The 24,539-nt window shown below is 63.5% G+C and carries 31 protein-coding genes and 1 pseudogene; 15 read left to right on the forward strand and 17 right to left on the reverse strand.

Features of this window, described 5'->3' with window-relative positions; genetic code table 11:
* The first annotated feature begins 4 nt into the window (after window positions 1–4).
* On the forward strand, window positions 5–1,864 hold the full coding sequence (locus tag ACP2YO_RS16680) for a flagellar protein (RefSeq protein WP_426441794.1): 1,860 nt from the start codon (window positions 5–7) through the stop codon (window positions 1,862–1,864).
* A 75-nt stretch (window positions 1,865–1,939) separates the two neighbouring features.
* On the opposite strand, the gene flbT is transcribed toward ACP2YO_RS16680, so the two are convergent.
* On the reverse strand, window positions 1,940–2,371 hold the full coding sequence (gene flbT, locus ACP2YO_RS16685; RefSeq protein WP_426441795.1) for a flagellar biosynthesis repressor FlbT: 432 nt from the start codon (window positions 2,369–2,371) through the stop codon (window positions 1,940–1,942).
* A 363-nt stretch (window positions 2,372–2,734) separates the two neighbouring features.
* Between flbT and ACP2YO_RS16690 the strand changes: the two genes are divergently transcribed.
* The 3 genes from ACP2YO_RS16690 (at window position 2,735) to ACP2YO_RS16700 (ending at window position 4,856) form a co-directional block, all read left to right on the forward strand.
* Window positions 2,735–3,898, forward strand: coding sequence for a flagellin (locus ACP2YO_RS16690; RefSeq protein ID WP_426443221.1), 1,164 nt, complete (start codon window positions 2,735–2,737; stop codon window positions 3,896–3,898).
* A gap of 199 nt (window positions 3,899–4,097) precedes the next feature.
* Window positions 4,098–4,463, forward strand: a complete 366-nt coding sequence (gene flaF / locus ACP2YO_RS16695) for a flagellar biosynthesis regulator FlaF (RefSeq protein ID WP_426441796.1) — start codon at window positions 4,098–4,100, stop codon at window positions 4,461–4,463.
* Between the two features lie 27 nt (window positions 4,464–4,490).
* Window positions 4,491–4,856, forward strand: a complete 366-nt coding sequence (locus ACP2YO_RS16700; protein ID WP_426441797.1) for a hypothetical protein — start codon at window positions 4,491–4,493, stop codon at window positions 4,854–4,856.
* Window positions 4,857–4,884: 28 nt separating this feature from the next.
* Here ACP2YO_RS16700 and ACP2YO_RS16705 read toward each other — a convergent pair whose 3' ends face one another.
* The 4 genes from ACP2YO_RS16705 to ACP2YO_RS16720 form a co-directional block, all read right to left on the reverse strand.
* The gene (locus ACP2YO_RS16705; protein ID WP_426441798.1) at window positions 4,885–5,268 is read right to left on the reverse strand and encodes a flagellar protein FlaG; all 384 of its coding nucleotides are present in this window, start codon (window positions 5,266–5,268) and stop codon (window positions 4,885–4,887) included.
* Between the two features lie 166 nt (window positions 5,269–5,434).
* Window positions 5,435–5,932, reverse strand: a complete 498-nt coding sequence (locus ACP2YO_RS16710) for a hypothetical protein (protein WP_426441799.1) — start codon at window positions 5,930–5,932, stop codon at window positions 5,435–5,437.
* Window positions 5,933–5,955: 23 nt separating this feature from the next.
* Window positions 5,956–6,279: a flagellar assembly peptidoglycan hydrolase FlgJ gene (gene flgJ, locus ACP2YO_RS16715; protein ID WP_426443222.1), complete on the reverse strand. Its 324-nt coding sequence runs from the start codon at window positions 6,277–6,279 to the stop codon at window positions 5,956–5,958.
* 110 nt (window positions 6,280–6,389) lie between these two features.
* Window positions 6,390–7,514, reverse strand: a complete 1,125-nt coding sequence (locus ACP2YO_RS16720; protein ID WP_426441800.1) for a flagellar basal body P-ring protein FlgI — start codon at window positions 7,512–7,514, stop codon at window positions 6,390–6,392.
* Window positions 7,515–7,775: 261 nt separating this feature from the next.
* Here ACP2YO_RS16720 and ACP2YO_RS16725 point away from each other — a divergent pair, with 261 nt between their 5' ends.
* Window positions 7,776–8,195 carry a flagellar assembly protein FliX gene (locus tag ACP2YO_RS16725; protein ID WP_426441801.1) on the forward strand — a complete coding sequence of 140 codons (420 nt, stop codon included), beginning with the start codon at window positions 7,776–7,778 and terminating at the stop codon, window positions 8,193–8,195.
* A 40-nt stretch (window positions 8,196–8,235) separates the two neighbouring features.
* On the opposite strand, the gene ACP2YO_RS16730 is transcribed toward ACP2YO_RS16725, so the two are convergent.
* Window positions 8,236–8,622 carry a winged helix-turn-helix transcriptional regulator gene (locus ACP2YO_RS16730; RefSeq protein WP_426441802.1) on the reverse strand — a complete coding sequence of 129 codons (387 nt, stop codon included), beginning with the start codon at window positions 8,620–8,622 and terminating at the stop codon, window positions 8,236–8,238.
* Window positions 8,623–8,727: 105 nt separating this feature from the next.
* On the opposite strand from ACP2YO_RS16730, the gene ACP2YO_RS16735 reads away from it, so the two are divergent.
* Both ACP2YO_RS16735 and dksA read left to right on the forward strand, forming a co-directional pair.
* A complete protein-coding gene (locus tag ACP2YO_RS16735) occupies window positions 8,728–9,339 on the forward strand; it encodes an NAD(P)-dependent oxidoreductase (RefSeq protein ID WP_426441803.1) in 612 nt (203 codons plus the stop codon).
* 210 nt (window positions 9,340–9,549) lie between these two features.
* Window positions 9,550–9,915, forward strand: coding sequence for an RNA polymerase-binding protein DksA (dksA, locus tag ACP2YO_RS16740; RefSeq protein ID WP_171707889.1), 366 nt, complete (start codon window positions 9,550–9,552; stop codon window positions 9,913–9,915).
* A gap of 262 nt (window positions 9,916–10,177) precedes the next feature.
* Here dksA and ACP2YO_RS16745 read toward each other — a convergent pair whose 3' ends face one another.
* On the reverse strand, window positions 10,178–10,585 hold the full coding sequence (locus ACP2YO_RS16745) for a winged helix-turn-helix transcriptional regulator (RefSeq protein ID WP_426441804.1): 408 nt from the start codon (window positions 10,583–10,585) through the stop codon (window positions 10,178–10,180).
* Between the two features lie 113 nt (window positions 10,586–10,698).
* Here ACP2YO_RS16745 and ACP2YO_RS16750 point away from each other — a divergent pair, with 113 nt between their 5' ends.
* Window positions 10,699–11,727 (forward strand): SDR family oxidoreductase, encoded by a 1,029-nt coding sequence (locus tag ACP2YO_RS16750; protein ID WP_426441805.1) that lies wholly within the window; start codon window positions 10,699–10,701, stop codon window positions 11,725–11,727.
* Between the two features lie 87 nt (window positions 11,728–11,814).
* Complete coding sequence (locus ACP2YO_RS16755; RefSeq protein WP_426441806.1) at window positions 11,815–12,600, forward strand: 2-keto-4-pentenoate hydratase; 786 nt, start codon at window positions 11,815–11,817, stop codon at window positions 12,598–12,600.
* A gap of 108 nt (window positions 12,601–12,708) precedes the next feature.
* Here the strand turns inward: ACP2YO_RS16755 and ACP2YO_RS16760 are convergent, their stop codons facing one another.
* A complete protein-coding gene (locus ACP2YO_RS16760) occupies window positions 12,709–13,437 on the reverse strand; it encodes a carbonic anhydrase (RefSeq protein WP_426441807.1) in 729 nt (242 codons plus the stop codon).
* Window positions 13,438–13,831: 394 nt separating this feature from the next.
* Window positions 13,832–14,873: pseudogene (locus ACP2YO_RS16765) on the reverse strand (IS110 family transposase).
* A 790-nt stretch (window positions 14,874–15,663) separates the two neighbouring features.
* Between ACP2YO_RS16765 and ACP2YO_RS16770 the strand changes: the two are divergent.
* The 4 genes from ACP2YO_RS16770 (at window position 15,664) to ACP2YO_RS16785 (ending at window position 17,287) form a co-directional block, all read left to right on the forward strand.
* Window positions 15,664–15,987 carry an ArsR/SmtB family transcription factor gene (locus ACP2YO_RS16770; protein ID WP_426441808.1) on the forward strand — a complete coding sequence of 108 codons (324 nt, stop codon included), beginning with the start codon at window positions 15,664–15,666 and terminating at the stop codon, window positions 15,985–15,987.
* Window positions 15,984–16,415: an SRPBCC family protein gene (locus tag ACP2YO_RS16775; RefSeq protein ID WP_426441809.1), complete on the forward strand. Its 432-nt coding sequence runs from the start codon at window positions 15,984–15,986 to the stop codon at window positions 16,413–16,415. Before ACP2YO_RS16770 ends, ACP2YO_RS16775 begins: the two co-directional genes overlap by 4 nt.
* A 180-nt stretch (window positions 16,416–16,595) precedes the next feature.
* Window positions 16,596–16,823, forward strand: a complete 228-nt coding sequence (locus ACP2YO_RS16780) for a hypothetical protein (RefSeq protein ID WP_426441810.1) — start codon at window positions 16,596–16,598, stop codon at window positions 16,821–16,823.
* Between the two features lie 41 nt (window positions 16,824–16,864).
* The gene (locus tag ACP2YO_RS16785) at window positions 16,865–17,287 is read left to right on the forward strand and encodes a DUF1801 domain-containing protein (RefSeq protein ID WP_426441811.1); all 423 of its coding nucleotides are present in this window, start codon (window positions 16,865–16,867) and stop codon (window positions 17,285–17,287) included.
* A 19-nt stretch (window positions 17,288–17,306) separates the two neighbouring features.
* On the opposite strand, the gene ACP2YO_RS16790 is transcribed toward ACP2YO_RS16785, so the two are convergent.
* Window positions 17,307–17,642, reverse strand: a complete 336-nt coding sequence (locus tag ACP2YO_RS16790) for a Crp/Fnr family transcriptional regulator (RefSeq protein WP_426441812.1) — start codon at window positions 17,640–17,642, stop codon at window positions 17,307–17,309.
* Window positions 17,643–17,705: 63 nt separating this feature from the next.
* On the opposite strand from ACP2YO_RS16790, the gene ACP2YO_RS16795 reads away from it, so the two are divergent.
* Complete coding sequence (locus ACP2YO_RS16795; RefSeq protein WP_426441813.1) at window positions 17,706–18,068, forward strand: hypothetical protein; 363 nt, start codon at window positions 17,706–17,708, stop codon at window positions 18,066–18,068.
* 52 nt (window positions 18,069–18,120) lie between these two features.
* Here ACP2YO_RS16795 and ACP2YO_RS16800 read toward each other — a convergent pair whose 3' ends face one another.
* The 7 genes from ACP2YO_RS16800 to flgF form a co-directional block, all read right to left on the reverse strand.
* Complete coding sequence (locus ACP2YO_RS16800) at window positions 18,121–18,366, reverse strand: DUF6894 family protein (RefSeq protein ID WP_426441814.1); 246 nt, start codon at window positions 18,364–18,366, stop codon at window positions 18,121–18,123.
* Window positions 18,367–18,458: 92 nt separating this feature from the next.
* Window positions 18,459–18,899, reverse strand: coding sequence for a hypothetical protein (locus ACP2YO_RS16805; RefSeq protein ID WP_426441815.1), 441 nt, complete (start codon window positions 18,897–18,899; stop codon window positions 18,459–18,461).
* 151 nt (window positions 18,900–19,050) lie between these two features.
* A complete protein-coding gene (locus ACP2YO_RS16810) occupies window positions 19,051–19,893 on the reverse strand; it encodes a transglutaminase-like domain-containing protein (protein ID WP_426441816.1) in 843 nt (280 codons plus the stop codon).
* A 343-nt stretch (window positions 19,894–20,236) separates the two neighbouring features.
* Window positions 20,237–20,992 carry a flagellar basal body L-ring protein FlgH gene (flgH, locus tag ACP2YO_RS16815; protein ID WP_426441817.1) on the reverse strand — a complete coding sequence of 252 codons (756 nt, stop codon included), beginning with the start codon at window positions 20,990–20,992 and terminating at the stop codon, window positions 20,237–20,239.
* Window positions 20,993–20,997: 5 nt separating this feature from the next.
* Entirely contained in the window at window positions 20,998–22,083 is a 1,086-nt protein-coding gene (gene flgA / locus ACP2YO_RS16820; protein WP_426441818.1) for a flagellar basal body P-ring formation chaperone FlgA, read from the reverse strand.
* 5 nt (window positions 22,084–22,088) lie between these two features.
* Window positions 22,089–22,877 carry a flagellar basal-body rod protein FlgG gene (gene flgG / locus ACP2YO_RS16825; protein WP_426441819.1) on the reverse strand — a complete coding sequence of 263 codons (789 nt, stop codon included), beginning with the start codon at window positions 22,875–22,877 and terminating at the stop codon, window positions 22,089–22,091.
* 16 nt (window positions 22,878–22,893) lie between these two features.
* The gene (gene flgF / locus ACP2YO_RS16830; RefSeq protein WP_426441820.1) at window positions 22,894–23,658 is read right to left on the reverse strand and encodes a flagellar basal-body rod protein FlgF; all 765 of its coding nucleotides are present in this window, start codon (window positions 23,656–23,658) and stop codon (window positions 22,894–22,896) included.
* A 382-nt stretch (window positions 23,659–24,040) separates the two neighbouring features.
* On the opposite strand from flgF, the gene fliL reads away from it, so the two are divergent.
* Entirely contained in the window at window positions 24,041–24,529 is a 489-nt protein-coding gene (gene fliL, locus ACP2YO_RS16835) for a flagellar basal body-associated protein FliL (RefSeq protein ID WP_426441821.1), read from the forward strand.
* Window positions 24,530–24,539: the final 10 nt, after the last annotated feature.

Genomic DNA, 24,539 nt, shown 5'->3' on the forward strand with positions numbered 1-24,539 from the left:
TTGAATGGCGATCAGCGGCGTTAGCGACAGGACCTCCTATATCGGCTCCACGATCCTGAATCTGCGGAGTCAGCTCAACGACCTGACGACGCAGCTTGCGACCGGCAAGGTGTCGACGACTTATGCCGGGCAGGGGCTCGACCGCGGCTTCGCGCTCAGCCTGCGCGCCCAGATCAGCGGCATCAACGCCTTTTCCGACACCGCGACCAACGTCAACACGCGGCTGAGCGTCGCCAATCTGGCACTGCAGGGATTGTCCAATATCGGCACCCAAGTGAAGAACGCATCGACGACGGCCACGCTGACGCTCAACAACAGTGGCCAGACCTCGGGTCAGATCACGGCGCAGGCCGCATTCGCCAATGCGGTTGCGATGCTGAATAGTCAGTCGGGCGATCGATACCTGTTTTCCGGCCGCGCCACCGATACGCCGGCCACGGTTCCCGCCGACACCATGCTCAACGGCACCGCCACGCAGGCCGGCCTCACGCAGTTGATCAACGAGCGCAAACAGGCCGATCAGGGCGTCAACAATATGGGTCACCAGACCGTCTCGTTGCCGCCGGCGACGACGACGGTGACCAGCGTCGCCGAGGACGGCTCGGCATTCGGCTTGAGGCTCCTGTCGGTCCAGTCGTCGTTGACCGGCGCCACCGTGACGCAGCCGACCGGCACGCCGAAGGCCGCCGCGGTTGATCTTGGTGCCGTCAATCCGAGCAGTGGCGACAAGGTCAAGTTCAATTTCGCGCTGCCCGACGGTACGACGGAAGCGATCGAACTGACGGCGACCACGACGAACCCGCCGCCATCGGGCTCGTTCCTGATTGGCGCCGACACATCAGCCACGACAGCGAACCTGCAAGCGACGTTGAAATCGTCGATCCAGACGTTGAGCGATACCTCGCTGGTCGCGGCATCGGCGATCGCTGCGTCCAACAATTTCTTCAATCCGGTAGCGACGATTTCCGGCTCCGCGGTCAACAGTCAGAACACACCGACGCAGCTGTCGGGCGCAGCGGGCACGGACTCGCTGGCGACGAGCTTCGCAGCCGGCGACACCATCACCGTGAACGGCACGCCGATCACCTTCGTGACCTCGGGCGCGACAGGCAACCAGCTCAACGTCACCGACAGCGTTCAGACGCTGATGGCGAAGATCGACCAGATCACCGGAACCAGCAATTCCTCGACCATCAGCAGCGGTGCGATCGCGCTGCACGGCGCCGATGGCCAAAACCTGTCGATCTCGAGCTCCAATCAGGCGGCGCTCGCCTCGCTCGGCATCGCCAACAACACGACGGCGACCCCGGCGCCGCTGCGCGTCGGCGGGCCGCCGTTCAACACCGCGACCAGCCTGGTGGCCGGGACGCCGGCGAACACCGTGTATTGGTACACCGGCGAGAACGGCACGGATTCCGCGCGCGGTACGGCGGTCGCGCAGGTCGACCAATCGATCTCGGTGCAGTACGGCGCGCGCGCCAACGAGCAGGCGTTCCGCCAGCTGCTGCAGAACGTCGCGGTCTATGCGGCGGTCACGACGAACGCCAGCAATCCGAATGCAAATGCGCAGGTGACGGCCCTGGCGCAGCGAGTCTCGGCGAAGCTCGCTCCGCAGAATGGCCAGCAGCAGATCCAGGACGTGCAGGCAGAACTCGCCGGAGCTCAAACGTCGGTCAAATCGGCGACGGACCGCCAGACCCAGCTCAAGGGGATGGCGCAGACGATGCTCGACTCGATCGAGGGCGTCAACCAGGACGAGGTCGCGACCAAGATCCTGGCGCTGCAGACGAGCCTGCAGGCGTCGTACCAGACCACGTCGATGCTGTACCAGACGACGCTGCTCAAATATCTGCCGATCGGCTGACCGGTGAGTTCGAGTCCGAAAAGCAAAAAGGCCTCCGTGTGGAGGTCTTTTTTTGTTGTCAGTGCGAGTAAGCGCTCACGCGCTCTTGCGGGTATCGTCCTGATCGGCGGCTTGCAGGCTCCGCGCGCTTTCAAGCAGCTTCTCTTCGTGACCGATCAGCTTCTTCGATTCCTTCAGGGCGTGATAGAGATCGCCGTTGAGGATGCAGTTGTTGATGCCTTCGATGAACGGCCAGGCGCTTGGCGTCGCGGTGAGAATGTCGCGCACCAGGCTGAAATAGGTCGGATGGTGCGCCATCGGGTCCGGCGACAGGTACATCAGCTGGACGGCGAGGTAGACGAGCTTCGCCGGCGTGTCGGCGGTCTCGGGCGTCAGGATGTCCTTTTCGCGCAGGATCGGAATCCGGTCGCCGTCGATCAGGAGACGGGCGCGCTGATCGGTGTTGGTGATCACGCAATTGCCGACGATGATGCGCTCGTTGGGCTTGAGTTCGACCTTCAAGGCCATGACCGTTCTCCTTTGCCGCCGGCTGCTTAGGACGTCGTTGCAGCAAATCGGATGTGATGTCGGCTCTGCTTAGCAGTCGCCATTGCGGCTGTGGGCGGATGCTGCAGCGATCCTTTCCCATGATGGTTAACGCTTGGTAAATCAGGCTTGGGCGGTGGGGCCGGGCAGGAATTGGCGGCCGTCTCAGTAGTTTTCGGGGTCGAATTCGCCTGGTCGCAGCAATTTTATTCTCGGGCATTTGTCTTAAATGCCGCCGCGGAGATTTCTGTTTCCTTGGCGGCTTGTGCGGAGGATTGGCGATCCGCCCGATCAGAAAGGATTGGAGCGGTCGTTCCCTCAGTTTCACACCAGAAAGGTATGAAAATGTCCAATCTCGTTCTCTCCGCGTCGGTTCGTCAGAACCTGCTCTCCCTCCAGTCAACCGCCGATCTGCTCTCGACCACGCAGAACCGTCTCGCCACCGGCAAGAAGGTCAATACGGCGCTCGACAACCCGACCAACTTCTTCACCGCGCAATCGCTGGACAACCGTGCCAGCGACATCAACAACCTGCTCGACGGCATCGGCAACGGCGTGCAGGTCCTGCAGGCGGCCAACACCGGCATCACCTCGCTGCAGAAACTGGTCGATACTGCGAAGTCGATCGCAAACCAGGTGCTGCAGAGCCCAGTCGGGTACACGACCCGGTCGACCGTCAGCTCCGCGGCGGCGCTCGGCGGCACGGCCGCGAACCTCGTCGACGCCACTACCATAAAGAGCGGCGACGTCCTGTCTGTCGCGGCGTCTGCCGGCCAGCCCGCCTTCACCTTCACCTTCGGTGCGAGCAACTCGCTTGCGCAGTTGAATGCGTCGCTGGCAGCCAGCAATTTGACCGCCAGCCTCGACAGCTCGAACAAGCTCGTGATCACCACGACGAACGATGCGGCCTCTTCGACGATCGGCGCTGTGACGCTCAGCACCGGCGGCGGCACCGCGACGTTTGGTACCGCGACCGCTCCGGTCGCCGATCAGGCCTCGCAGTCGGCGCGCGCCGGTCTGGTGGCCCAATACAACAACACGATCGCGCAGATCACGACCACAGCTCAGGATGCTTCGTTCAACGGTGTTAATTTATTGAATGGCGACAGCCTGAAGCTGACCTTCAACGAAACCGGCAAGTCCACGCTCAGCATCACCGGCGTGACCTTCGGTGCTTCGGGCCTGGGTCTGGGCTCGCTGACGTCGGGGACCGATTTCCTCGACAACAACTCGGCGAACAAGGTGCTGACCGCGCTGGGCTCGGCGAGCTCCACGTTGCGCAGCGAAGCCTCGACCTTGGGTTCGAACCTGTCGGTGGTGCAGATTCGCCAGGACTTCTCCAAGAACCTGATCAACGTGCTGCAGACCGGTTCGTCCAACCTGACGCTGGCCGATACCAACGAGGAAGCGGCGAACAGCCAGGCGCTGTCGACCCGCCAGTCGATCGCGGTCTCCGCACTGGCGCTCGCCAATCAGAGCCAGCAAAGCGTGCTGCAACTGCTCCGCTAAGCGACCTCACAAGCGGTTTCGAAGCGGCGGGGGAAACCCCGCCGTTTTTCTTTGGCGGCGCAGCAGCGTCGGTTGTTGCCGCGCGAAAGGCACATTTGGTAACGGCTGCTAACCATATTTAAATGCGTTTCTGGCATATAAATCGAGAAACGTTTGCAGTCTCGCGGCCCAAGAAATTCGCTTCCACCGAGGTCATTGAATGTCGAATGCAGCTAAGGCCTACGCCCGCACGTCCACGACGACGGCGTCTCCACGTGAAATCGAAGCGCAGGCGTTGTTGAAGGCGGCCCGGCAGCTGCAGGACGTCCAGACCAACTGGACCGGTCCTGGCAAGGAGATGGACAACGCGCTGCTGTTCAACCGCCGCCTGTGGTCGATCTTCATTAGCGCGGCCGAGGGCGACGACAATCCGCAGCCGCTCGAGATCCGGCAGAACATCGCCAATATCGGCGTGTTCGTGATGAAGCAGACCATCGACATGCAGATGAATCCCGATCCCGCGAAGCTGAAGTCGCTGATCGATATCAACTGCAATCTCGCCGCCGGCCTGTCCGGCCGCGGCTGATCGATCTGTTGTCGAAGGAGGCCCGCCATGGCCGATCTGCTGAGCATCCTGTCGGCCAACTTCAAGACCGTCGGACTGACGGTACCATCCAGCACGCCCTACGTGGATGTCGATCCAAAGCTCTATCAGGGCAGCTGGAGCGGCAAGTACGCCAACAACAAGTCGTTCAACATCACGGTGTCAAACGTCTCTGGCTTCCGTGCCAAGGTTCATTATCAGAGCGACGGCACCAGCAAGTATCAGGACGTGCTGATCAAGGACAACGGATTCCGGATCGGTGATACGAAGTTCACGCTGACCCAGTCGGGCACGGCGTTGATCAAGAACGTCGTTAGCGATCCGGCGACCGGATCGACCTATCTGGATCAGGCCTACGCCACGCAGGCGACCTGACGGTTCGTTGTTCGCTGTTCGGGCCCGTTCAAACCTGGCGATCGGTTGCGGGCACGCGCGGCGACGCATCCTTGCTCAGGTCGAGCGTGCGGAAATAGGCGCGGCGGCGCAACGCCGCCTCTTCCGGAAACTGCCGCACCACCAGGTTCGTGCGATTGTCGACCACCTGGTAGACCACTTCGCCTGCGTCGTGATCGATGACGACCTGATCCTTCGTTGCAGCCTGATTTGATTGGGAGGCATTGGCCGCGTTCGAGTCGATACGGACGCGCACGCTCGGTTCCGGAGCGGTGACGCTCTGGCTTGCCGGCAGTTCGGTCGAAATCGCCTTCTGCGTCGTCTGGCTCGCGGGTGATATCATCGGCGCCGCGACCGGTGCGCCCACCGGCTTGATGTTGAAATCCGTACTCATGGTAGCCTCTTAGTGCACCGGCACTAGTTTGCTTGAGTCAAATCCCAACCCTTCCCAATCCGCAACTCTACGGGGAACCTCTCTACAGGCTGTTAGGGAACACGCTGAACGTCGCGCTGATCGGCGCGCGGCGAATTGAATCAAATTGTACGAATTGCGCGGGCGTTCAGAGCGAACGGCTGACGGAGAGCGGCGTCATGTTGCGCGGGCCGGGCGCTGCGCGCTTTCCGGCCGCGGTGTAGGTGTTCGGAATATTGCGACGCTGCACCTCGGCGTTGACGCCACGCACGATCCCTTCGGAGACCGCGTGCGCGGTCGCAAGCACCGTCAAGTTGACCTGCAGCATGGCGCGGAATGTGTCGTGATGGCGCCGTATCGTCGCCACCAGTTCGGGCTCGGTCTGCGACAGCATCTTTTGCATGGATTTCAGATGCTCCACCGCGATCATGTAGCGCCGCGACAAGTCCGCCTTCTGCACCTCGAGCCGCATCCCCTCGCGCACCTCGCCGGCGCGCACCAGCTCGGTCTCCTGCTCGACGACGCCGAGCAGCGCGCTCATCACGTCGATCAGCTCCTTGGCGAGCCTCGTGACATCAGGAGGCGTCGACGTCGCGGGCCGCGCGGCGGGGGTGGGTGCTGGCCGCTGCTGGTGACGCTGATTCATCGTGCTTCTCCTCGGGGGCCGAATTAGCTGTGGTTCGCTTGCTGCATGATCAGCGAGCGGAACACTTCGTTGGAAATCCCGACACCGCCGGCCTTGGCGAAGTTCTTCGCATACTGGTCGGTCAGCATCGACCGCCAGACGCCGGTGCCGACCGTGTCGCCGAAAGGTCCGTCGCCCTTCAGGCCGCTCGTCATCTGCGAGAACATCGAGTTCAGGTACATCGATTCGAAATCGGTCGCGGTCGCCTTGGCCTTGGCTTGCGCCTGCGGCGACACCTTCTTGAGCGCATCCTGCAGCTGGGGATCGGGGTGGCCCTTGAACATCGGCATCAATGCCTCTTTCGGCATGCTGCCTGTGGCGCTTGGGTCCTGCAGCGCAGGATCGGCGCGGCCGTTGAGCATCGGCATCACGGCGTTCTTCGGCATGCTGCTCGGGGTGCTGTTGATCAGGCTCGTCATCACATCACCTCGATGTCGGCTTCGATCGCGCCGGCGGCCTTGATCGCCTGCAGGATGCTGATGAGATCGCGCGGCCCGATGCCGAGGCCGTTGAGTCCGTCGACGAGCTGCTGCAGCGAGACGCCGTCCTTCACGACGGCCAGTTTCTTGCCGTCCTCGGTGACCGAGACACTGCTGCGCGGCGTCACCACGGTTCGTCCGCGCGACAGCGGATTGGGCTGGCTGACCTGCGGGCTCTCCGAGATCGTCACGGTGAGGTTGCCCTGCGCGACGGCAACGGTGGCGACGCGGACGTCGCGGCCCATCACGATGATGCCGGAGCGTTCGTCGATCACGATCTTGGCCGCGAGGTCCGGTTCGACCTGCAACTGCTCTATCTCGGTCAGGAAGGCGACGACGTTGCCCTTGAACTCCTGAGGGATCGTGAGCTGCACGGTGGAGGGATCGATCGGCTCGGCGGTCTTGACGCCGAGATAGTCGTTGACCGCGGCGGCAATGCGCTTGGCGGTGGTGAAGTCGGCGTTGCGCAGCGCGAGCCGAACATTGGGCAGACGATTGAGCGCGAACTCGATCTCGCGTTCGATGATGGCGCCGTTGGCAATGCGGCCGACCGTCGGCACGCCGCGCGTGATCTTGGCGGCGTCACCTTCGGCCTGGAAGCCGGAGATCGCGAGCGAGCCCTGCGCCACCGCGTAGACGTTGCCGTCGGCGCCGAGCAGCGGGGTGACGAGCAGGGTGCCGCCCTGCAGATTCTTGGAGTCGCCGAGCGCGGACACAGTGACGTCCATCCGCGTGCCCTGGGTGCCGAAGGCCGGCAAATTGCCGGTGACCATCACGGCGGCGACGTTGCCGGTGCGGATCGTGGCGCCGCGGATGTTGACGCCCATGCGCTCGAGCATCGCCTGCAGCGATTGCTTGGTGAAGGGGATGTTGTTGAGCGTGTCGCCGGTGCCGTTGAGGCCGACCACGAGGCCATAGCCGATCAGCTGGTTCTGGCGCACGCCCTCGATATTGGCGAGATCCTTGATCCGCGACGTCGCGGCCGCGGGCATGGCGGAACACGCCAGCGCCAGCAGCGCGGCGCAGGCCAGTCCCAATAGTCTTGCCGAACGGACGCCGGGCATCCAGTGCTCCCCTCAAACCTAACTCGCGGAACACGCGACACTCCCATGACGGTGATCCGCCATTAACCATGCGAGCCCTGTGCCATGTTGTTTCGCAGGGGCAATACGTTGATATATCGATCGAAATTCTCGAGTTGCCGTTTCGCCCCGGTTTCCCAGCCCGCGCGAAACTGCCGTGCAGCGGCAGAAATTGCCGGGTCGTTTACGCACCGTTAACCATAAAGCGGCGATGCTCGCGGCGACGACAGCGAGAGCATCACGATGCGCATTTACGGACCGAACGGCACCACGCTTGGCACGTCCACCAGCAGCACGCGCCGTACCTCTTCGTCCGGCTTCTCGCTGCCCGATACGACATCGACGGCTGATACCGACGACGTCCGCGCCACCGCGGCGCCAAAGGCCGCAACCAGTCTCGATGCGCTGCTCGCGTTGCAGGGCGTGGAGGACCCGAGCGAACGCCGCAAGCGCTCGGTGGCCCGCGGCAAGGGCGCGCTCGACGTGCTCGACGATCTCAAGCTCGGACTGCTGTCCGGCAGCTTCGATGCTTCCACGGTGAACCGGCTGCGCAGCGCGGCCGCGAACCTCAAGGAATCCTCCGGCGATCCCGGCCTCGACGCCGTACTGGGCGAGATCGAGCTGCGCGTCGAAGTCGAACTCGCCAAAGCTGGACAATACTGAAGGCCGGGCAGTACTAACTCTCCAGCATCCACAACTCGCCTCAGGCCGCCAGCTCCTTGCGCTGGGCGTCGTAGCGGCGTTGCGCAGCCAGCACCTCCTTCAAATTCCCTTCGGCCCAGTCGCGCAACGGATCGACCGCGGCGGCGAGCGTCACCCCGAGCGGCGTGATCGAATATTCCACCGTGACCGGAACGGTTGCGATCGCGTGGCGGCGGAGCAACCCGTCACGCTCGAGACTCTTCAGAACCTGTGACAGCATCTTCTGCGAGATGCCTTCGATGGCGCGGCGGAGCTGGTTGAATCGCATCGGCTCGCTACGCAACAGCAGCAGGATCAGCACCGCCCATTTGTCGCCGACCCGGTCGAGGATATGGCGCGTCGGGCAACCGGCCGAATAGGCGTCCGGTTTGGGAGCGGCGGCTTTCATCGCGGTTACTCCGGTGTAATCAGGTGACGGATAAGTGCGCTCTTCACACCTACATCCGTTTCGCTATCTAGTCACCATCATAAACCACCTAATCGGAGATTTGAGATGAAGATCGCCATCGTCGGCGCGTCCGGCCAGGCCGGTTCGCGCATCACAGCGGAACTCGCCCGCCGCGGCCACACCGTGACCGCCATCGCGCGCAACCCGGAAAAGATCGCCGACCTGCCCAACGTGACGGCCAAAAGCGGCGACGTGCGTGACGAGGCCGGGCTCGCCGCGCTCTGGGCCGGTCATGACGCGGCGATCAGCTCGGTCCATTTCACGGCCAGCGACCCGGCCAAGCTGATCGGGGCAGCCCGGGAGTCCAGGGTCGGCCGCTATTTGGTGGTCGGCGGTGCCGGCAGCCTCGAGGTGGCGCCCGGCGTCCGGCTGGTCACGACCCCGAACTTCCCGGCCCAATACAAGGCGGAAGCCGAGGCGGGCGGCGCTTTCCTCGATCTGTTGCGCCAGCAGCGGGAACTCAACTGGACCTTCCTGTCGCCTTCGGCCCTGTTCGTGGCGGGCGAGCGGACGGCTAAGTTCCGCCTCGGGACCGACCAGCTCCTGACCGCAGCCGACGGGAAAAGCTCGATCTCGTTCGAGGATTTCGCAGTTGCACTCGCCGACGAAATCGAGCGCCCGGCCCATCTCCGCCGGCGTTTCACGGTCGGCTATTGAGGCGGCGGGGTGGCTCCCGGCCGGGGCGGATAGTTTTGCCTGTGCAAGGCCTTGGGGGTACCCCCCGTTTCCCGGTGGCAGGCATTGTCTGTCACATGTCATGGCTATATAAGGCGCCGCGCGGAGAGGTAATTTCCTCTCCGCCTGACAGGGACATGGCTGCCTTTGGAAAAGCTGAAGAACTACCGGCCGACTGAAAAAGAGCCTTTCATGAATGAGCGGCAGCGCGACTATTTCCGCGCCAAGCTCCTGGCCTGGAAGGACGAGATCCTCCGCGAATCGAAGATCACGCTGCAGACGCTGCAGGAAGAAAACGTCAATCATCCCGACCTTGCCGACCGCGCGTCTTCGGAGACCGACCGCGCGATCGAGCTTCGCGCCCGCGATCGTCAGCGCAAGCTGATCTCCAAGATCGACGCAGCACTCCAGCGTATCGAAGACAACACCTACGGCTATTGCGAGGAAACCGGCGAGCCGATTTCGCTGAAGCGGCTCGAAGCCCGTCCGATCGCGACGTTGTCGGTGGAAGCGCAGGAACGCCACGAGAAGCGCGAGAAGGTCTACCGCGACGAGTAGTGGCGGCTGATCGCCACACACTGATCCCGGCGCGCGCCGGTTGTAGGGTCGCGCTGCCATGATGACACGTACTCTCAACATCGCTTCGGTCTTTTTCCTGGGCTGATTGCGCTTCCACCCGGAAGCACTGATCGGCCCCGCGCGCTTTGGCTTGCGGGATTCCAGTGAACCGAATGAGCCGGCCAGACTTCGCGTATCGCGGAGTTCCGATGGATGCGGCGCGCGCTTGGCACGGGCTAGGCAACGGACCGCCAGATGACACTCAGGCCATCCCGGCTCCGAGTGTCGCCTCGCTTGTCACCGCGCTCTGGCCGATGCCGTAGGTCTTTGACCACGCCAGCAATTCGCGGAATGTCGGCAACAGACCCCACGCCAGGTCGGTCAGCTCGTACTCGACCTGCAGCGGCTTTGCGGCGAGCAACTTTCGCGAGACCAGCCCGTCGCGCTCGAGCTCGCGGAGTTGGGCCGTCAGCATATGCTGGGTAATCGGCGCGAGCGCGCGGCGCAGTGCACCGAACCGCACGCCGCCGTCGACCAGCGTGCCGAGAATTTCGAGCTTCCACTTGCCGCTCAGCGCGCGGATCGCCTGCCTGAACGTGATCAGCGCGGCAGGATCGGGGCAGCCGCCGCAATCGGGGCTGTCACACTCTTCGGTAGTATTGTTTTCCATACCAGTCTCGAAATTCATCCTACTTGTGCAGGTTCAAATAGTGACCAGATGCGGCCTGTGCAGGCTGGGCGGCGCGATATTGGCGCCGCCGGGCAAACACGGAGGGCGACGAAATGAGCACGGTTTTGGTCACGGGCGGGTCGGGGTTCATCGGGGCGCACGTCATCCTGCAGCTTCTTGCCGCCGGGCACGAGGTGCGGACCACCGTGCGCAACCTTGATCGTGGCAAGGATGTGGTCGCGATGTTGCGCGAGGGCGGCGCAGCCGCGCCCGACAAGGTCAGCTTCGTCGCCGCCGACCTGACGCGCGACGAGGGCTGGCGCGCGGCGGCGGCCGGTTGCGACTATGTGCTGCACGTGGCCTCGCCGCTGCTGGCCCACACGCCCGAGGACGAGAATGAGCTGATCGTCCCGGCGCGCGAAGGCACCTTGCGCGTGCTGCGGGCCGCACGCGATGCCGGGGTGAAACGCGTCGTCCTGACGTCTTCCTTTGCGGCGGTCGGCTACGGCCATCCGCCGCGCGCGACGCCGTTCGACGAGACCATATGGACCAACCTCGACGGCGACGGCGTACAGGCCTACCCGAAATCCAAGACGCTGGCCGAACGTGCGGCCTGGGATTTCATCGCGCGCGAAGGAAATGGCCTCGAACTCGCCGTGGTCAATCCGACTGCGGTGTTTGGCCCGGCGCTGGGTCCGGACTTCTCGGAATCGATCGGCATCATCAAGGCGCTACTCGACGGCGCGATGCCGGCGGTGCCGCGAATCTATTTCGGCCTCGTCGACGTGCGCGACGTCGCCGATTTGCATCTGCGCGCCATGACATCGCCCAAAGCGAAGGGTGAGCGCTTCCTCGCAGTCTCCGGTGAAACAATGTCGATCCTGCAGGTCGCCCGCATCCTGCGAGCCAAGCTCGGCAGCAAGGCGCGGCGTGTGCCGTGGTTCCAGGCGCCGGACTGGTTGATGCGGCTCGCGGCGCGGCGCAATCCATTGGCGCGCGCGGCCCTGCCTTTGCTGGGCAAGGTCCGGAGCTCGACCGGCGCGAAGGCGCGAAACCTGCTCGGCTGGAGCCCGCGCGGCAACGAGGAGATGCTCGTCGCAACCGCCGAGAGCCTGATCAAGCTCGGCCTCGTCAAGGCGTGACCGCACGCATTGCTTGGCGCGCTTGCCAGACTCGTCCCTGAGTGCTGAATTGCCCCGAGCCAACAGCACGACAGGGAGGCTGTGCCGATGGACAGGATTCTGGCGGCTGCCAAGGCGATCGCCACCGCCCGCCGCAGCCGCGCGCCGCTGAAGGCGTTGGCAAAGGACGTCGTGCCGCGCGACGAAGCCGAGGGCTATTCCGTGCAGCGCGCGTTGCACGATTTGCTGCGCTCCCAGGTCGGCGGTCTCGTCGGCTACAAGATCGGCTGCACCAGCGCGGTGATGCAGCAATATCTCGACATCCCGCACCCCTGCGGCGGCGGCGTGTTCGAGAAGGTCGTGCACGACAGCGGTGTGCGACTGGCGGCCGGCGACTTCGTCCATGTCGGCGTCGAGTGCGAGATTGCGGTCAGGCTGGCGCGCAATCTCGCCGCCGGCGAGGCGCCGTTCACGGCCGAATGGGTCGCGGAAGCGATCGAGGCCTATCATCCCGCGATCGAGATCGTCGACGACCGCTACGTCAAATGGGAGACGCTCGGCGCGCCGACATTGATCGCCGACGACTTCTTCGCCGCCGGCTGCGTGCTCGGTCCGGCGGTGCCACGCAACACAGCGCCGGAGCTGCTCAGCGTGACCGGCCGCGCGATCATCAACGGCGAAGAGGTCGGTCGCGGCACCGGCGCCGACGTGCTCGGCCATCCCCACAATGCGCTGGCCTGGCTTGCCAATCATCTCGCGGCCGAGGGCAGGGGCCTGCATGCCGGGCAGATCGTGCTGACCGGCAGCCTGGTCAAGACGATCTGGCTGAATGCGGGCGACGCCGTGGTGATGGAGCTCGATGGTCTCGGCAAGGTGGAGGCGACGTTCACGTGAGGTGGCGTCGTGAGCCTGTCTCCGCATAATGATGTCGTCCCTGCCTAGTGCGCAATTGCGCACTAGGCAGGGACGACACCGAATTTGTAGCCGCCTCGTCCGCTCCAATCACACGATCAGCTCGACCTTGCCGTCGCCGAGGCGATAGATGCCGCCGACGACCTTGAGCTTGCCCTGGTCGACCGCGGCGCTGAGGATCGGCGTTGCCGATTTGAGCTTTGCAATGTTGTCGATGACGTTTTGCCGGATCGCATTTGCGAGCCGGTCGCCGGGCTTGCCTTCGGTCGCCTTCACCGCGGGCGCGATCGCGCTGACCAGCGAGGGCAAATGTCCAGGCAGCGTGGTGTTGTCCTTCAGCGATTTGATGGTGGCGTCGACAGCGCCGCAGCTGTCGTGACCGAGCACCATCAATAGCGGAACGTTGAGCACGGCGACGGCGTATTCCAGGCTCGCGACGCTCTCGTCATTGGCGAAATTGCCGGCGACGCGGCAGACGAACAGATCGCCACGGCCGCTGTCGAAGGCATATTCCGGCGCGATCCGCGAGTCGGCGCAGCCCAGGATGCCGGCGAACGGGTTTTGCCCGCCGGCCAGCGCCTCGCGCTCATGCGTGAAGTCATGCCGGCGCGAAACGCCCTCGACATAGCGGGCATTGCCCTTGATCAGCCGGTCCAGCGCGGCATCCGGCGACAGCAGGTTCTCGGGCTTTGGCGGTGGTTTTGTTTCTTTGGCGAAGGCCTGTGGCCCGAAGGCGAGACAGGCGGCGATAGCCCCGGCAGCAAGGAAAACTCGGCGGGACGTTGGCGCGGGAGCGGTGGCTTCGCAAAACTGGCACATCAGGGTTCTCCGTCAGCGAGGGCCAAGCGATTGTGGCTGTGATCCGGCGCGATTCAAGTGTGTTTTTGATCTCGTTGCGGCCAGGGTGCACCAATGCGGCCCCAATCTCACTGTCGTCCCTGCGAAAGCAGGGACCCATATGTGGACGGCCCCGTGGCACAAGAGCTTTTTGAGCGGATCGGATCGCTTGCATCCATATGTCCGGCCTTTTGAGTGCGATCGGTTGGATCGCTGGCCAAGATGGTTTGCGCGATGCGAGTTCCAAACAACCACGCGGCCTGTTGACGGCCGATGGGTCCCACGGACTGTCTCGCATCGTTGCTCGATCGATCGCTCCATCTGCTCCTGCAGCTCCGGGTCGGCTGACGAGCGAGCCCGCCAGCCGGCCAATCTGTTAGACGGCGACTGCCGCGGTGGCATTGATCCGTGCGGCGTCATAACTCTCGCCGGTCGCCATCAGCTTCCAGGCGATGCGGGCCACCTTGTTGGCGAGCGCCACGGCGGCAAGCTTCGGTGGCTTGCGCTTGATCAGGGCCAGCAGCCAGCGCGAGTGATGGCCGCGCCCGCGTCTGGCCTGCTGGATGACCGCCGTTGCCCCGATCACCAGCAGGCGGCGCAGGTCCTCGTCGCCCGCCCGCGTGATCCTGCCAAGCCTGGTTTTGCCGGCGGTGGAGTGATCCTGGGGGGGGGAGGCCGAGCCAGGCTGCGAAGTGACGGCCGGAGCGGAAAGCATGGGGATCGGGTGTCTTCATCACGAGCGTCGTTGCAACGATCGGCCCGACAGAAGGGATCTGCGCCAGACGCCGGCCCACGGCGTCGGAGCGGTGCCAGGCCATCAATCTGGCTTCGATCTCCTGCAGCTCGCCCACGAGTCTGGTGTAGTCGCGGCCCAGCACCGTAAACAGCTCGCGTGCCAGGGCAGGAAGCGTCTCGTCCTGCGCAATCCGCGCCAGCAGCGGCTCGATCTTGTCGGTCCCTTGGGCCCCGATCAGGCCAAACTCCGCCGCATGGCCGCGGATCATATTGCCGAGCTGGGTGCGCCGGGCGATCAATCCAGCGCGGACACCCGTCAGCATCAGCGCGGCCTGCTGCTCGACCGTCTTGACCGGCACGAACCGCATGCTCGGCCGGCTCATCGCTTCACACAGCGCCTCCGCATCCCGACCGTCGTTCTTGTTCCGCGACACATAGGGCTTCACCAATTGCGGCGCCATCAACTTCACCTCGTGGCCCAGCTTGCGAAGCTCCCGTGCCCAATGGTGCGAGGCCCCGCAGGCCTCCATCCCGATCACGGTCGGCGGCAACTTGGCGAAGAACTCCAGCACCTGCTTGCGCGCAAGCTTCTTGCGCAACACAGGCTGTTCCGCCGCATCAACCCCATGCAGCACAAAAATATACTTCGACGTATCCATTCCAATGCGGATAATCTCTCTCACGGACGGCTCCCTTGTCTGAGATTTGCAACAACCTCATTCTGGCACACTGATGCCGTAGGGGGCCGTCCACACCATCAACCACAGGATTGTGTTGTTGAAGTAAGCTGTAGCCACAGCATCGCAGAACAATTCAGAGCTGTGGTTGGGTCCCGGGTCAAGCCCGGGACGACACCGAATTTGTTGCGCGGATTGCGAGCCATACATTCGCGTTCTCGCGACACGATTTGTCCGAGTTTTGCATTTCGTTTGCCCTCTCCTCTAGCAGAGGGCGCAGGGAAAGCCGGGTGCCGATTGCACCCATGGGCCCGCTGCAACAAAAAGCACCGGGGTAGGACCACAGGTGTAACCGGAAACAACCCGGCTTTTCCTGCGCGATGGGTTACGGCTTATACGTGCTCTCCCCGGTGAGACTGGGCTTGCTTGTCACCGCCATCAGCAGGGATGTTAGTCCCTCGCCGATGAGACACCTGCCACTAGGGCGTCAGGCCTGCACGACTTCGCCGTCCGCTATCTGCCACGATCGTCAATCGCGACATCAGCGTCCACCGCATCCCACCGCAACACTCGTGACGACCGCGAAGCGCCCCTCAATCGGGTGAGACGGACAAATCTATAGCACTGAGTTGCACTTCTGAAAATCGGAATATTTTTCGCGCGAGACCTTGCGCCGTCGGGCAAATCAGTGCCATGGCCCAGAATGACGGAGAGCTAGCATATCTGAAACGCCGGTTGACTTACTCATAACTCAATCGTTATAAATATACCCATAGCCAGCGAGTTATGAATACAAATGCCTCATGCTCACGATATTCTGTTCAGGACGCTTGCCGACCCGACCCGGCGGGCGATCTTCGAGCGATTGTGCCGCGACGGCGAGCAGACGGTCGGGGCCCTGACGGCGCGGGCCGGCGTCTCGCAGCCGGCGGTCTCAAAGCATCTCGGCGTTCTCAAGCAGGCCGGGCTGGTGCGCGACCGCCATGAGGGACGCCAGACCCACTACAGCGCGCAACTCAGTGCGTTGGCGCCGCTGATCGACTGGACTGGCCAGATGGCCAACTTCTGGCAGAACCGGTTCGACCATCTCGAAGACCTCCTCAAAAGGATGGACCAATGACCAAACCCCAAACTGAAACACGCTCGGTGATTGTCGAGCGCGACATCTCCCATCCCCCGGAAAAACTCTGGCGCGCGCTCACGCAACCGCATCTGATCGAGGAGTGGCTGATGAAGAACGACTTCAAGCCGGTCGTTGGGCACAGCTTCAATCTGCGCGGCGACTGGGGCGGCGTGCTGGACTGCAAGGTACTGGCCGTCGAGCCGAACAAGACGTTGTCCTACACCTGGAATTTCGCGCACGAGGACGCGGCCTTCAATCTGGAGAGCGTGGTGACGTTCACGCTGACGCCGACGCACACCGGCACCCACCTGCGCGTGGAGCAGACCGGTTTCCAGCCGAGCCAGAAGCAGGCCTACGGCGGCGCCCACGCCGGATGGAAGCAGTTCCTTGGAAAGCTCGATCAGATCCTGGCGCGGCCGGAGTGAGGTGGCGTCACGCTCTATTGCCGTCATTGGCGAGCCACCCGGTCGGCGCGAAGCGCCACCGGATGATAGGCTCCGCGAAAGCAATCCATTGCGCCACGCAAGCGGATGAATGGATTGCTTCGTCGCTACGCTCCTCGCAATGACGAAACTCTATATATTTCGCAACATGAGGAGGTCTCATTGAACTGGAGTAACCTGTTACGCCAAACCCACCGCTGGCTCTCAATCGCATTTACGCTGGCCGTCATCGTCAACGTCGTCGCGATGATCCAGCAGCACCAGGCCGTCTGGATCGGCTTGCTGGCGCTGTTCCCGCTGATCCTCCTGCTACTCAGCGGTCTGTACTTGTTCGCGTTGCCCTATCTGCGGCCGTGGCGGATGCGTGGGGGATCGACCCGGGCATCCTGAGTGTGGTTGCATAAAGCAGGATCAGAATACGGGTACATCCAATGACTCCTTCAGAACGCATCGACCAGCTGATTGCCGGCATTACTGATTGGCGTAGCAAGACATTCGCCAGCATGCGCAAGAGCATCCTCGGCGCCGACCCTGAGATTACGGAGGAATGGAAGTGGATGGGAAGCCCGGTGTGGGAGCGCGACGGCATCATCGCGGTCGGCAATGCCCACAAGGGGAAGGTGAAACTGACCTTCATGTACGGGGCGAGCCTGCCGGATCCCGACAGACTGTTCAACGCCGGGCTGGAAGGCAACGCGCGTCGTGCGATCGATTTCCTCGAGGGTGACAAGGTCAATGAGCGCGCCCTAAAGGCCCTCATCCGCGCCGCGATCGCGTTCAATCAGGCCAAATCAAACAAGCCGGCGAAGAAGGCATCGGCGCCGGCTCGCGCGACCAAGCGCAAGAAGGCATGACGCGCGCTCGCGCATTGCTTCAAGCAAGCAGCGCCTTCGGTTGCAGGTAGTCAGGATTGAAGTCGGCCAATTTCTCAAGCTCCCGGCGTTTCGGCAGCACGACGATGTGGTCACGCCATTCCAGCAGCTTTCGTTGCCTGAGAACCTGCAAGGTGCGGTTGGTGTGCACAGCCGAGAGACCGCAGGCGGCCGCGATGTCGGCCTGGATCAACGGGAAGGCGAAGCTGTTCTCGTTGAGCAACCCGACGAACTCGAGCCGCGCTGCGATCTCGCAAAAAACGTGGGCAATTCGCTGGATTGCGTCCCGGGAGCCCAGGCTTCCGACCCATTGGCGAAAACTCGCGGCGTCGAGCAATGTTTCGCGCCAAAGCGCATGGACGAGAGACGGAGAGCCATCCAGCAACGTTCTGAGCGCGGAATGCGCGATCAAGGCGACAGTGCTTTGTCCCACGCTGCAAAGGTCATGGTCCATCACCGGCAAATACAACGTCATCAGATCGGGTATGTCACCCGGGACATGCAGGGACAGGATCTGGCCACGATCGCCGATAATCTTTCGGCGATACAGGAAGCCGCTGATCAGGACGACGCAGCGGTCCGCGGCATCACCTTCCTTCAGCAGGCAGTCGCGATCACCGAGTGTGCGGATCGTATGCGGGAGCGCTGCCAGCGCCGCACGGTCCTGATCGGAAATGCCAGCGCCGGCCTGCAGGCGCGTCACCAGCTTTTTGTGCATGGCTCGCTCGTCCCCGAAGTTGGATGTAAGCATCGTTTGGTCTGACCGAGATGCTGGTCAGTCAGGCCTGATCCGGCTGCAAATGCAGCACGGGAATTTACTCTTCTCCAGGTTCGAGGCGGTTGGTCGACATGGTGACGGTCGCGGCCGCGACGGCATGCTCGCCATCCCTGACCACGATCATCAGTCGATCTTCGTGCCCCTGCCGTGTCATATCGCGCGCAACGTCGCCCAGCGCGGCCAAAGCCATTTCCCGCGCTGCGTCCACGCTGGGAAGATCTTCGCCGATCTCATCCTTGATGACGCCGTTCGCGTCGCGGTAATCGAAGAAATAGCGGGTCATTCACGGTAATGCGCGGCGAGGGAACTTGTTCCTGATCGCCATGGCGTACGCCTGCCCGCGCCGAAAGACGCCACGGGCATCGCTTCGCGGGTTCAGCCGAAGCGCTTGCTGATGAACTGCTTTGCCATGCGGCGGTTGGCGGGGATTTTCGGCAGCCGCGCCAGACCCGCCTGCGCCGGCGGAGATTTTGGAGCAGGCGCGGGTGGCGTCTCCTGCTGCTGCAGGAACAGCGTGGCCTCGAAGCGCACGCCGGGCGCCTGCCTGGCGGTTCCCGAGCACACCGCGGTGGTGCCGTTGAACTTGCCCGTCAACAGCGCCTCGACCTCGTCGCAGCCGAACACGGTGGTCGGGCCGTCGGCGTATCTGCGCGTCGTCAACGTCGCGGTGAAGCGGTCCTCGTCGACCTCATAGCAGCCGCCATAGGCGAACATGCAGTCGCCGCCGGAAATCGTGCCGTTTGCGAGATAGACGATGCCGGTGCCTTCGCCGCGCGGTGTCCGGAACCAGGCCGCATATTGACCGTCTCTGGGCATGGCGATCATTGCAATTGGAAAACCCTGCGTTGTCCTCTAGCTACGTTGCAAGCGTGCGAACGGCTACTGCGCTTTGTTGCGACGGTTAACGAACCGAAAAAGCGAATGCGCGACTTGTGCCAAGAGGTATTCGGTTGAAGGCGCGCCGCGATCAGGCTGCCTTGTGCACCATACCGTCCCTGTTTTCGCCGGTCATTTCGTCGGTGGTAACCGTGAACCGCGCCAGTTGCGTGATGCCGAACGCGGTGGAGATCGCGACGTCGGCGGCGTCGCGGCCGCGTGCGATCACCACGCGTCCGATCCGGGGATGGTTGTGGCGCGCGTCGAAGGTGAACCAGCGTCCGTCGAGGAAGACCTCGAACCACGCACTGAAATCCATCGGCGCGGGATCTCTGGGAACGCCGATGTCGCCGAGATAGCCGGTGCAGTAGCGCGCCGGGATATTCATGCAGCGGCACAGCGTGACGGCGAGATGGGCGAAGTCGCGGCAGACGCCGATCCGCTCGGCATGACCCTCGGAGGCGGTACGGTCGCAGCGTGCGTGGTGATAGCCGAACTCGATGTGCCGGTGGACGTAATCGCAGATCGCCTGGACACGCGGCCAGCCTTCCGCGACGCCGCCGAACAGCGACCAGGCGAGATCGGACAGTCTTTGCGTGTCGCAGTAGCGGCTGCCCATCAAATAGACCAGCACGTCATCCGGCAGCGCGTCGATCGCCCATTGCCGTGCATCGGGCGCCACCTCATCGGGCCGGCCGCTGTCGGCGATGACGAAATCGTTCCGGATCTCGATCAGGCCCGGTGGAGCGACAAGCCGCGTGCAGACATTGCCGAACGTATCGAGATAATCGCGTGACGCGATGCCGCCAGAGAGGATGATGCGATGCTCCGACAGCAAATCCTGCGCGCGGGACGGATGGACGCTGAGCATCAGCACCATCGGAGTCTCTTGAACGCACTGGAACGCGATGTCGTAGCCTGCCCTGATTTTCAACGTTCACTCCAAAGGTTTGCTTGGGGTTGCCTGCTGGGTTCACTCGTCGATTGGCGGACACCAAGCGTTGGTGATGCGGGTTGGTTCCTCGCGACCATCGGTCCAGGCTGCTGAAATTGCAGGCGCTCGCGGCGCTGAAATCGGCGTTCGGTTGAGGAACCGTTCGCTCTCCCAAGGCGCGCGCGATAAAAAAGCCGCGGCCTCCGTCAGGGGAGCTGACGGAGGCCGCGTTGGTACATCGCGCCGCGCCTAGGTTCGCGACGTGATGTGGGAGCTCATGAAGTCTCTTAGTTGGGCATGATCCGCTTCCGAAAACCGGTTCCCACTTTTCGGGATCATGCCGTTAGAACGGGAGCAGGACGTCCAGCACCTGTTGGCCGTAGCGCGGTTGTTGCACGTCCGTGATCTGGCCGCGGCCGCCATAGGCGATGCGGGCCTCCGCGATCTTCGAGGAGTCGATGGTGTTGTCGCTCTGGATATCCTCCGGGCGGACGATGCCGGCAACGATCAGCTCGCGCATTTCGAAATTGACCCTGATCTCCTGCTTGCCTTCGACCACGAGGTTGCCGTTCGGCAGCACCTGGGTGACAACAGCAGCGACGTTGGTCTGCAGCGCTTCCTGGCGGTTGACCGAGCCCTTGCCGTCGCTCGATGAGGTGGAGTCGGCGGTCAGGACCCGGCCCGGCAGCACCTTCTGCGCCTGGGCCCCGAGTGTCGCCGCGCCAAGGAAATTGGTGACGCCGGTGTCTTCGGTATTGGTGCGGCTGCGCTGCGTTTCGTTGGCGATCACGGCCTTGTCCGTGATGTTCACGGTGACGGTCAGGATGTCGCCGACGCGCGCGGCGCGCTGGTCCTTGAAGAAGGCCCTGGAGCCGCTTCGCCACAGCGAGTTCGGGCTGTAGGAGGCGACTTCGGGCTTTGGCATTGGCATCTGCACCGGCTTGTAGCCGGGCGCCGCGGTCGGATTGTCGATCGAGGCGAGCTTCGGCTGCTCGCCGATCTGGGACAGACGATCGACTGCCGAGCAGCCGCTGGCGATCGCTCCAAGCACGAGAAGGGAGCTGGTCAGGAGCAGGCGGTTGATACGAAAGCGGGACATGAACTTTACTCGGCGTTTGGAGCGACTGAACTGAGCTTGACGGGCGCCGCAGGCTGGGCGGCGCCGAGCGAGGAGGTGACGTCGGCGGCCGGTGCCGGGCGCGGCGTTGCGACCTCGATCGCAACCTGTCCGCGGCCGATCACGGTGCCGGAGACGATGCGCTTGGACTGCAAATTCATGACGCTGACGACGTCGCCTTCGGCGCCGCCATCCATCGCCTTGCCGCGGACCGTGAGGTAGAGGCCGGCGTTCTGGTAGATCAGCGTGACGTTCTGATCGCGGGTGACGAGATCGGGTTTGGCCAGATCGAGGACGCGTAGCGCCCGGCCGGCACCGAGCTGGCGACGAGCCTGCATGCCGACGACGCTGTCGCGCGCCGCGGCGTCGGTGCCGACCTCCGCTTTGGCGCGACGTTCGACCACCACGTCGGAGGCCTTCAGCACGTCGCCGCGCTCGACGCTGCGGGTCAGGATGGCGGCCTCGACGGTCTCGATCGCGGTTCCGGTAAAGCGCAGCTTGAGCGGCGCCGCGCCGGAATTGTTGCCGATCTCGAAGGTGACGTCGAAGCGGGAGCTGCGCGGTTCGTAGCGCACCGCGACCGGCTGCAGCGCGCCGGTGTTGGTGACTTCGAGGCGGAGGTCGCCGGGATCGCGGTCGAAGGTCAGGCTGATATTGCCCGCATCGCCGAGGCCGTGACGGCGCTCGAGCGCGCGCGCGACCTGCTGCTCGAGCTCCTTGTTGTCGATCGTGCGCGCCAGCCGCGTCACCGTGATCTCCTTGAGATCGCGGGTGTCGACGCCGATGACCTGGCGCGCGCGCAGCGTGGTCAGGACCTGCGCAACCGGCAGCGTGCCTGTCGTGCCGAGGTCCGGCGCGCGATAGATCGCGACGGTGGCAGCGCTCCCGGCATTCTCGACGAGGTCGCCGACCCGCACGATGTCGTCGGCGACGGTGATGCTGGCGCGCAGGGTCGGGGCCGCGATGGTATCGCCGCTGCTTTGCGCGACCGCGGAAGTCGTGGTCATGACCGTGACCGCGGTCGCAGCGAGCAGGACCGTGGCAAGGAGGAGCGAGCGGGCGATCATCGACATTATCCTCAACGGAACAGGGCGGAGGTGGACTGCATCATCTGGTCGGCGGCGGAGATCACCTTGGAGTTCATCTCGTAGGCGCGCTGCGCCGCGATCAAATTGGAGATTTCCGAGACCACTTCGACGTTGGCCTGTTCGAGGTTGCCCTGCTGCAAATCGCCATAGCCGTCGGTCGAGGCGATGCCGTCCTGCGGCGGACCGGACGCCGGCGTGTCCGAGAACAGATTGTCGCCGATCGGGTTCAGCCCGGCCTCGTTGATGAAGCGCGTCAGGCCGATCTGGCCGATCGTGGTCGACGCGGTCGAACCCGGCAGCGTCACCGAGACCTGGCCCTGCGTGTTGATGGTGATGCCAGAGGCGTTTTGCGGGATTGTGATCGTCGGCTGCACCGGATTGCCCTGCGCGTTGACGATGCGGCCCTGGTTGTCCATCTGGAACGAGCCGTCGCGGGTGTAGTTGTAGGTGCCATCCGGCATCAGGATCTTGAAGAAGCCATCGCCGCGGACCGCGAGGTCGAGGGTGTTGCCGGTCGGCGAGAGCGTGCCCTGGGTCATCATTCGCGGCGTGCCGACGGTCTTGACGCCGCCGCCGAGGTCGATGCCGACAGGCAGGATGGTGCCCTGCGAGGACGCCTGCGCGCCGACCCGGCTGACATGGTCGTAGATCAGGTCCTGAAACGCGGCGCGTTGCTTCTTGTAGCCGGTGGTCTGCAGGTTCGCGATGTTGTTGGAGATCACCTGAACGTTGAGTTCCTGTGCCGCCATTCCGGTCGCAGCGGTATAAAGTGCGCGCATTGGTCAATCCTCCGGATCAGGTCGGCATTTCGGCGAGCTTTTCGATCGCCGATTTGTGCATGTCGCTCTGCTGCTGCAGCAGCGTGGCAATTTGGGTGTAGGTCCGCGTGATCTCGATCATGCGGCTCATCTCGGTGACGGAATTGACGTTGGACTTCTCGATGAAGCCCTGGTGGATCTGCGATTTGGTGTCGGCCGCCGCCGTGGCGCCTTCACCCGGCGCGTAGAGGTTGGAGCCTTCCTTCAGCAGGCGTTGGGCCTGCGCGAACGACACCAGGCGCAGCTTGCCGCGCACCGAGTCGGTGCGGGCCGTGCCCTCGACCACCGTGATGTTGCCGTCGGTGGCGATGTTGACGTCGTGGTCGGTCTGCTGGAACACGATCGGGCCGGAATTGCCGAGAACCGGGTAGCCCGAACTGGTGACGAGCTGGCCCTGGTTGTTGATCTGCAAATTGCCGTCGCGGGTGTAGCGTTCGCCACCGGGGGTCTGGACCACGAGGAAGCCGTCACCGTCGATCGCGACGTCGAGCGGATTTTTGGTCTGTTCGGTCGGGCCCGGCGTGAAGTCGCGGTAGGTCGCGCGGTCCTGCACGAACGAGACACGGCGGTCCGGGGCGGCGAAATTGTCCTCGTGCGCGCTCGACGACAGATATTCCTGGAACAGCGAACGGTCGGCCTTGTAACCGTTGGTGTTCATGTTGGCGATGTTGTTGGCTACGACATCGATCTGCCGCTCCAGCACCATCTGCTTCGATAGTCCGATCAGAAGCGCATTCTGCATCGGTGGTTCTCCCCTGTGAGGTGGATCCGATGCGAAGCTCTCCCAAGCCTCGAGGTCGGACCGTCGGTAACCTTTGGGCTCTCCCAAGCCTGTCGGTTACGCTTGTCCTCTCAGCGAAAGCCGTGCCAACTGGAAATATGATTTCTTTTGAATGGGTTAGGTGGTTTTCCGGATGCCGGACGGGGCGGCAGAAAGGTCTTGTTGACCATGTTTGCCCGGCAGTTTTTTCCTAGTGGATGGTTAATCCTAAGGTTCCGTTAACCATTATTACCGCAAAGTTGCCGCTATCAGGGCGCGTGTGCGCCGGCGGCATTTGTATCGCGTGTTCAGGCCAAGGCTGGCGGCAATCGCGTTCGCATCCTTCACGTGAAGCGGGCGGACGATGGCGGACGAGGAAAAGACGGAAGGCGGCGAGGGCGCGCCCGCCCCGAAGAAGGGCAAGCTCAAGCTGGGCATGGCCGTCGTCGGCTTCCTCGTCATCGTCGGTGCCGGCGCGGGCGGATGGTTCTTCTTCATGCGCGGCCACGGCGACGAGCAGCACGCCCAGGCGCCGCCGCCGAAGCCCCCGTCGTTCGTCGACGTCCCCGACATGCTGGTCAATCTGGTCGGCGCTCCCGGCGAACGCGTGCAATATCTCAAGGTGAGGCTGGTCCTCGAAATCAAGGAAGAGAAGCAGGCCGAGAGCATCAAGCCGGCGCTGCCGCGCGTCACCGACCTGTTCCAGACCTATTTGCGCGAGCTGCGCCCGAGCGATCTCAACGGTTCGGCTGGGCTGTTCCGTCTCAAGGAGGAGCTGACCAAGCGGGTCAATCTGGCGCTGGCGCCCAACCAGGTGAACGCGGTGCTATTCAAGGAAGTCGTGATCCAGTGACGGGGTGGAT

Source organism: Bradyrhizobium genosp. P (assembly GCF_049949265.1).
Lineage (GTDB): Bacteria > Pseudomonadota > Alphaproteobacteria > Rhizobiales > Xanthobacteraceae > Bradyrhizobium.

Bases quoted from the DNA above. Each gene is read 5' to 3' on its own strand.
- flgH (WP_426441817.1), bottom strand. From the start codon at position 20,992: ATGTCCCGCTTTCGTATCAACCGCCTGCTCCTGACCAGCTCCCTTCTC.
- fliL (WP_426441821.1), top strand. From the start codon at position 24,041: ATGGCGGACGAGGAAAAGACGGAAGGCGGCGAGGGCGCGCCCGCCCCG.
- ACP2YO_RS16795 (WP_426441813.1), top strand. From the start codon at position 17,706: ATGCGCGATCAAGGCGACAGTGCTTTGTCCCACGCTGCAAAGGTCATG.
- ACP2YO_RS16785 (WP_426441811.1), top strand. From the start codon at position 16,865: ATGACTCCTTCAGAACGCATCGACCAGCTGATTGCCGGCATTACTGAT.
- ACP2YO_RS16730 (WP_426441802.1), bottom strand. From the start codon at position 8,622: ATGAAAGCCGCCGCTCCCAAACCGGACGCCTATTCGGCCGGTTGCCCG.
- ACP2YO_RS16750 (WP_426441805.1), top strand. From the start codon at position 10,699: ATGAGCACGGTTTTGGTCACGGGCGGGTCGGGGTTCATCGGGGCGCAC.
- ACP2YO_RS16720 (WP_426441800.1), bottom strand. From the start codon at position 7,514: ATGCCCGGCGTCCGTTCGGCAAGACTATTGGGACTGGCCTGCGCCGCG.
- ACP2YO_RS16700 (WP_426441797.1), top strand. From the start codon at position 4,491: ATGGCCGATCTGCTGAGCATCCTGTCGGCCAACTTCAAGACCGTCGGA.
- flbT (WP_426441795.1), bottom strand. From the start codon at position 2,371: ATGGCCTTGAAGGTCGAACTCAAGCCCAACGAGCGCATCATCGTCGGC.
- ACP2YO_RS16705 (WP_426441798.1), bottom strand. From the start codon at position 5,268: ATGAGTACGGATTTCAACATCAAGCCGGTGGGCGCACCGGTCGCGGCG.
- ACP2YO_RS16760 (WP_426441807.1), bottom strand. From the start codon at position 13,437: ATGTGCCAGTTTTGCGAAGCCACCGCTCCCGCGCCAACGTCCCGCCGA.
- ACP2YO_RS16725 (WP_426441801.1), top strand. From the start codon at position 7,776: ATGCGCATTTACGGACCGAACGGCACCACGCTTGGCACGTCCACCAGC.
- ACP2YO_RS16800 (WP_426441814.1), bottom strand. From the start codon at position 18,366: ATGACCCGCTATTTCTTCGATTACCGCGACGCGAACGGCGTCATCAAG.
- ACP2YO_RS16735 (WP_426441803.1), top strand. From the start codon at position 8,728: ATGAAGATCGCCATCGTCGGCGCGTCCGGCCAGGCCGGTTCGCGCATC.
- flgJ (WP_426443222.1), bottom strand. From the start codon at position 6,279: ATGCCGAAAGAGGCATTGATGCCGATGTTCAAGGGCCACCCCGATCCC.
- ACP2YO_RS16755 (WP_426441806.1), top strand. From the start codon at position 11,815: ATGGACAGGATTCTGGCGGCTGCCAAGGCGATCGCCACCGCCCGCCGC.
- flgA (WP_426441818.1), bottom strand. From the start codon at position 22,083: ATGTCGATGATCGCCCGCTCGCTCCTCCTTGCCACGGTCCTGCTCGCT.
- ACP2YO_RS16775 (WP_426441809.1), top strand. From the start codon at position 15,984: ATGACCAAACCCCAAACTGAAACACGCTCGGTGATTGTCGAGCGCGAC.
- flgF (WP_426441820.1), bottom strand. From the start codon at position 23,658: ATGCAGAATGCGCTTCTGATCGGACTATCGAAGCAGATGGTGCTGGAG.
- ACP2YO_RS16770 (WP_426441808.1), top strand. From the start codon at position 15,664: ATGCCTCATGCTCACGATATTCTGTTCAGGACGCTTGCCGACCCGACC.
- ACP2YO_RS16745 (WP_426441804.1), bottom strand. From the start codon at position 10,585: ATGGAAAACAATACTACCGAAGAGTGTGACAGCCCCGATTGCGGCGGC.
- ACP2YO_RS16710 (WP_426441799.1), bottom strand. From the start codon at position 5,932: ATGAATCAGCGTCACCAGCAGCGGCCAGCACCCACCCCCGCCGCGCGG.
- flaF (WP_426441796.1), top strand. From the start codon at position 4,098: ATGTCGAATGCAGCTAAGGCCTACGCCCGCACGTCCACGACGACGGCG.
- flgG (WP_426441819.1), bottom strand. From the start codon at position 22,877: ATGCGCGCACTTTATACCGCTGCGACCGGAATGGCGGCACAGGAACTC.
- ACP2YO_RS16680 (WP_426441794.1), top strand. From the start codon at position 5: ATGGCGATCAGCGGCGTTAGCGACAGGACCTCCTATATCGGCTCCACG.
- ACP2YO_RS16690 (WP_426443221.1), top strand. From the start codon at position 2,735: ATGTCCAATCTCGTTCTCTCCGCGTCGGTTCGTCAGAACCTGCTCTCC.
- ACP2YO_RS16805 (WP_426441815.1), bottom strand. From the start codon at position 18,899: ATGCCCAGAGACGGTCAATATGCGGCCTGGTTCCGGACACCGCGCGGC.
- dksA (WP_171707889.1), top strand. From the start codon at position 9,550: ATGAATGAGCGGCAGCGCGACTATTTCCGCGCCAAGCTCCTGGCCTGG.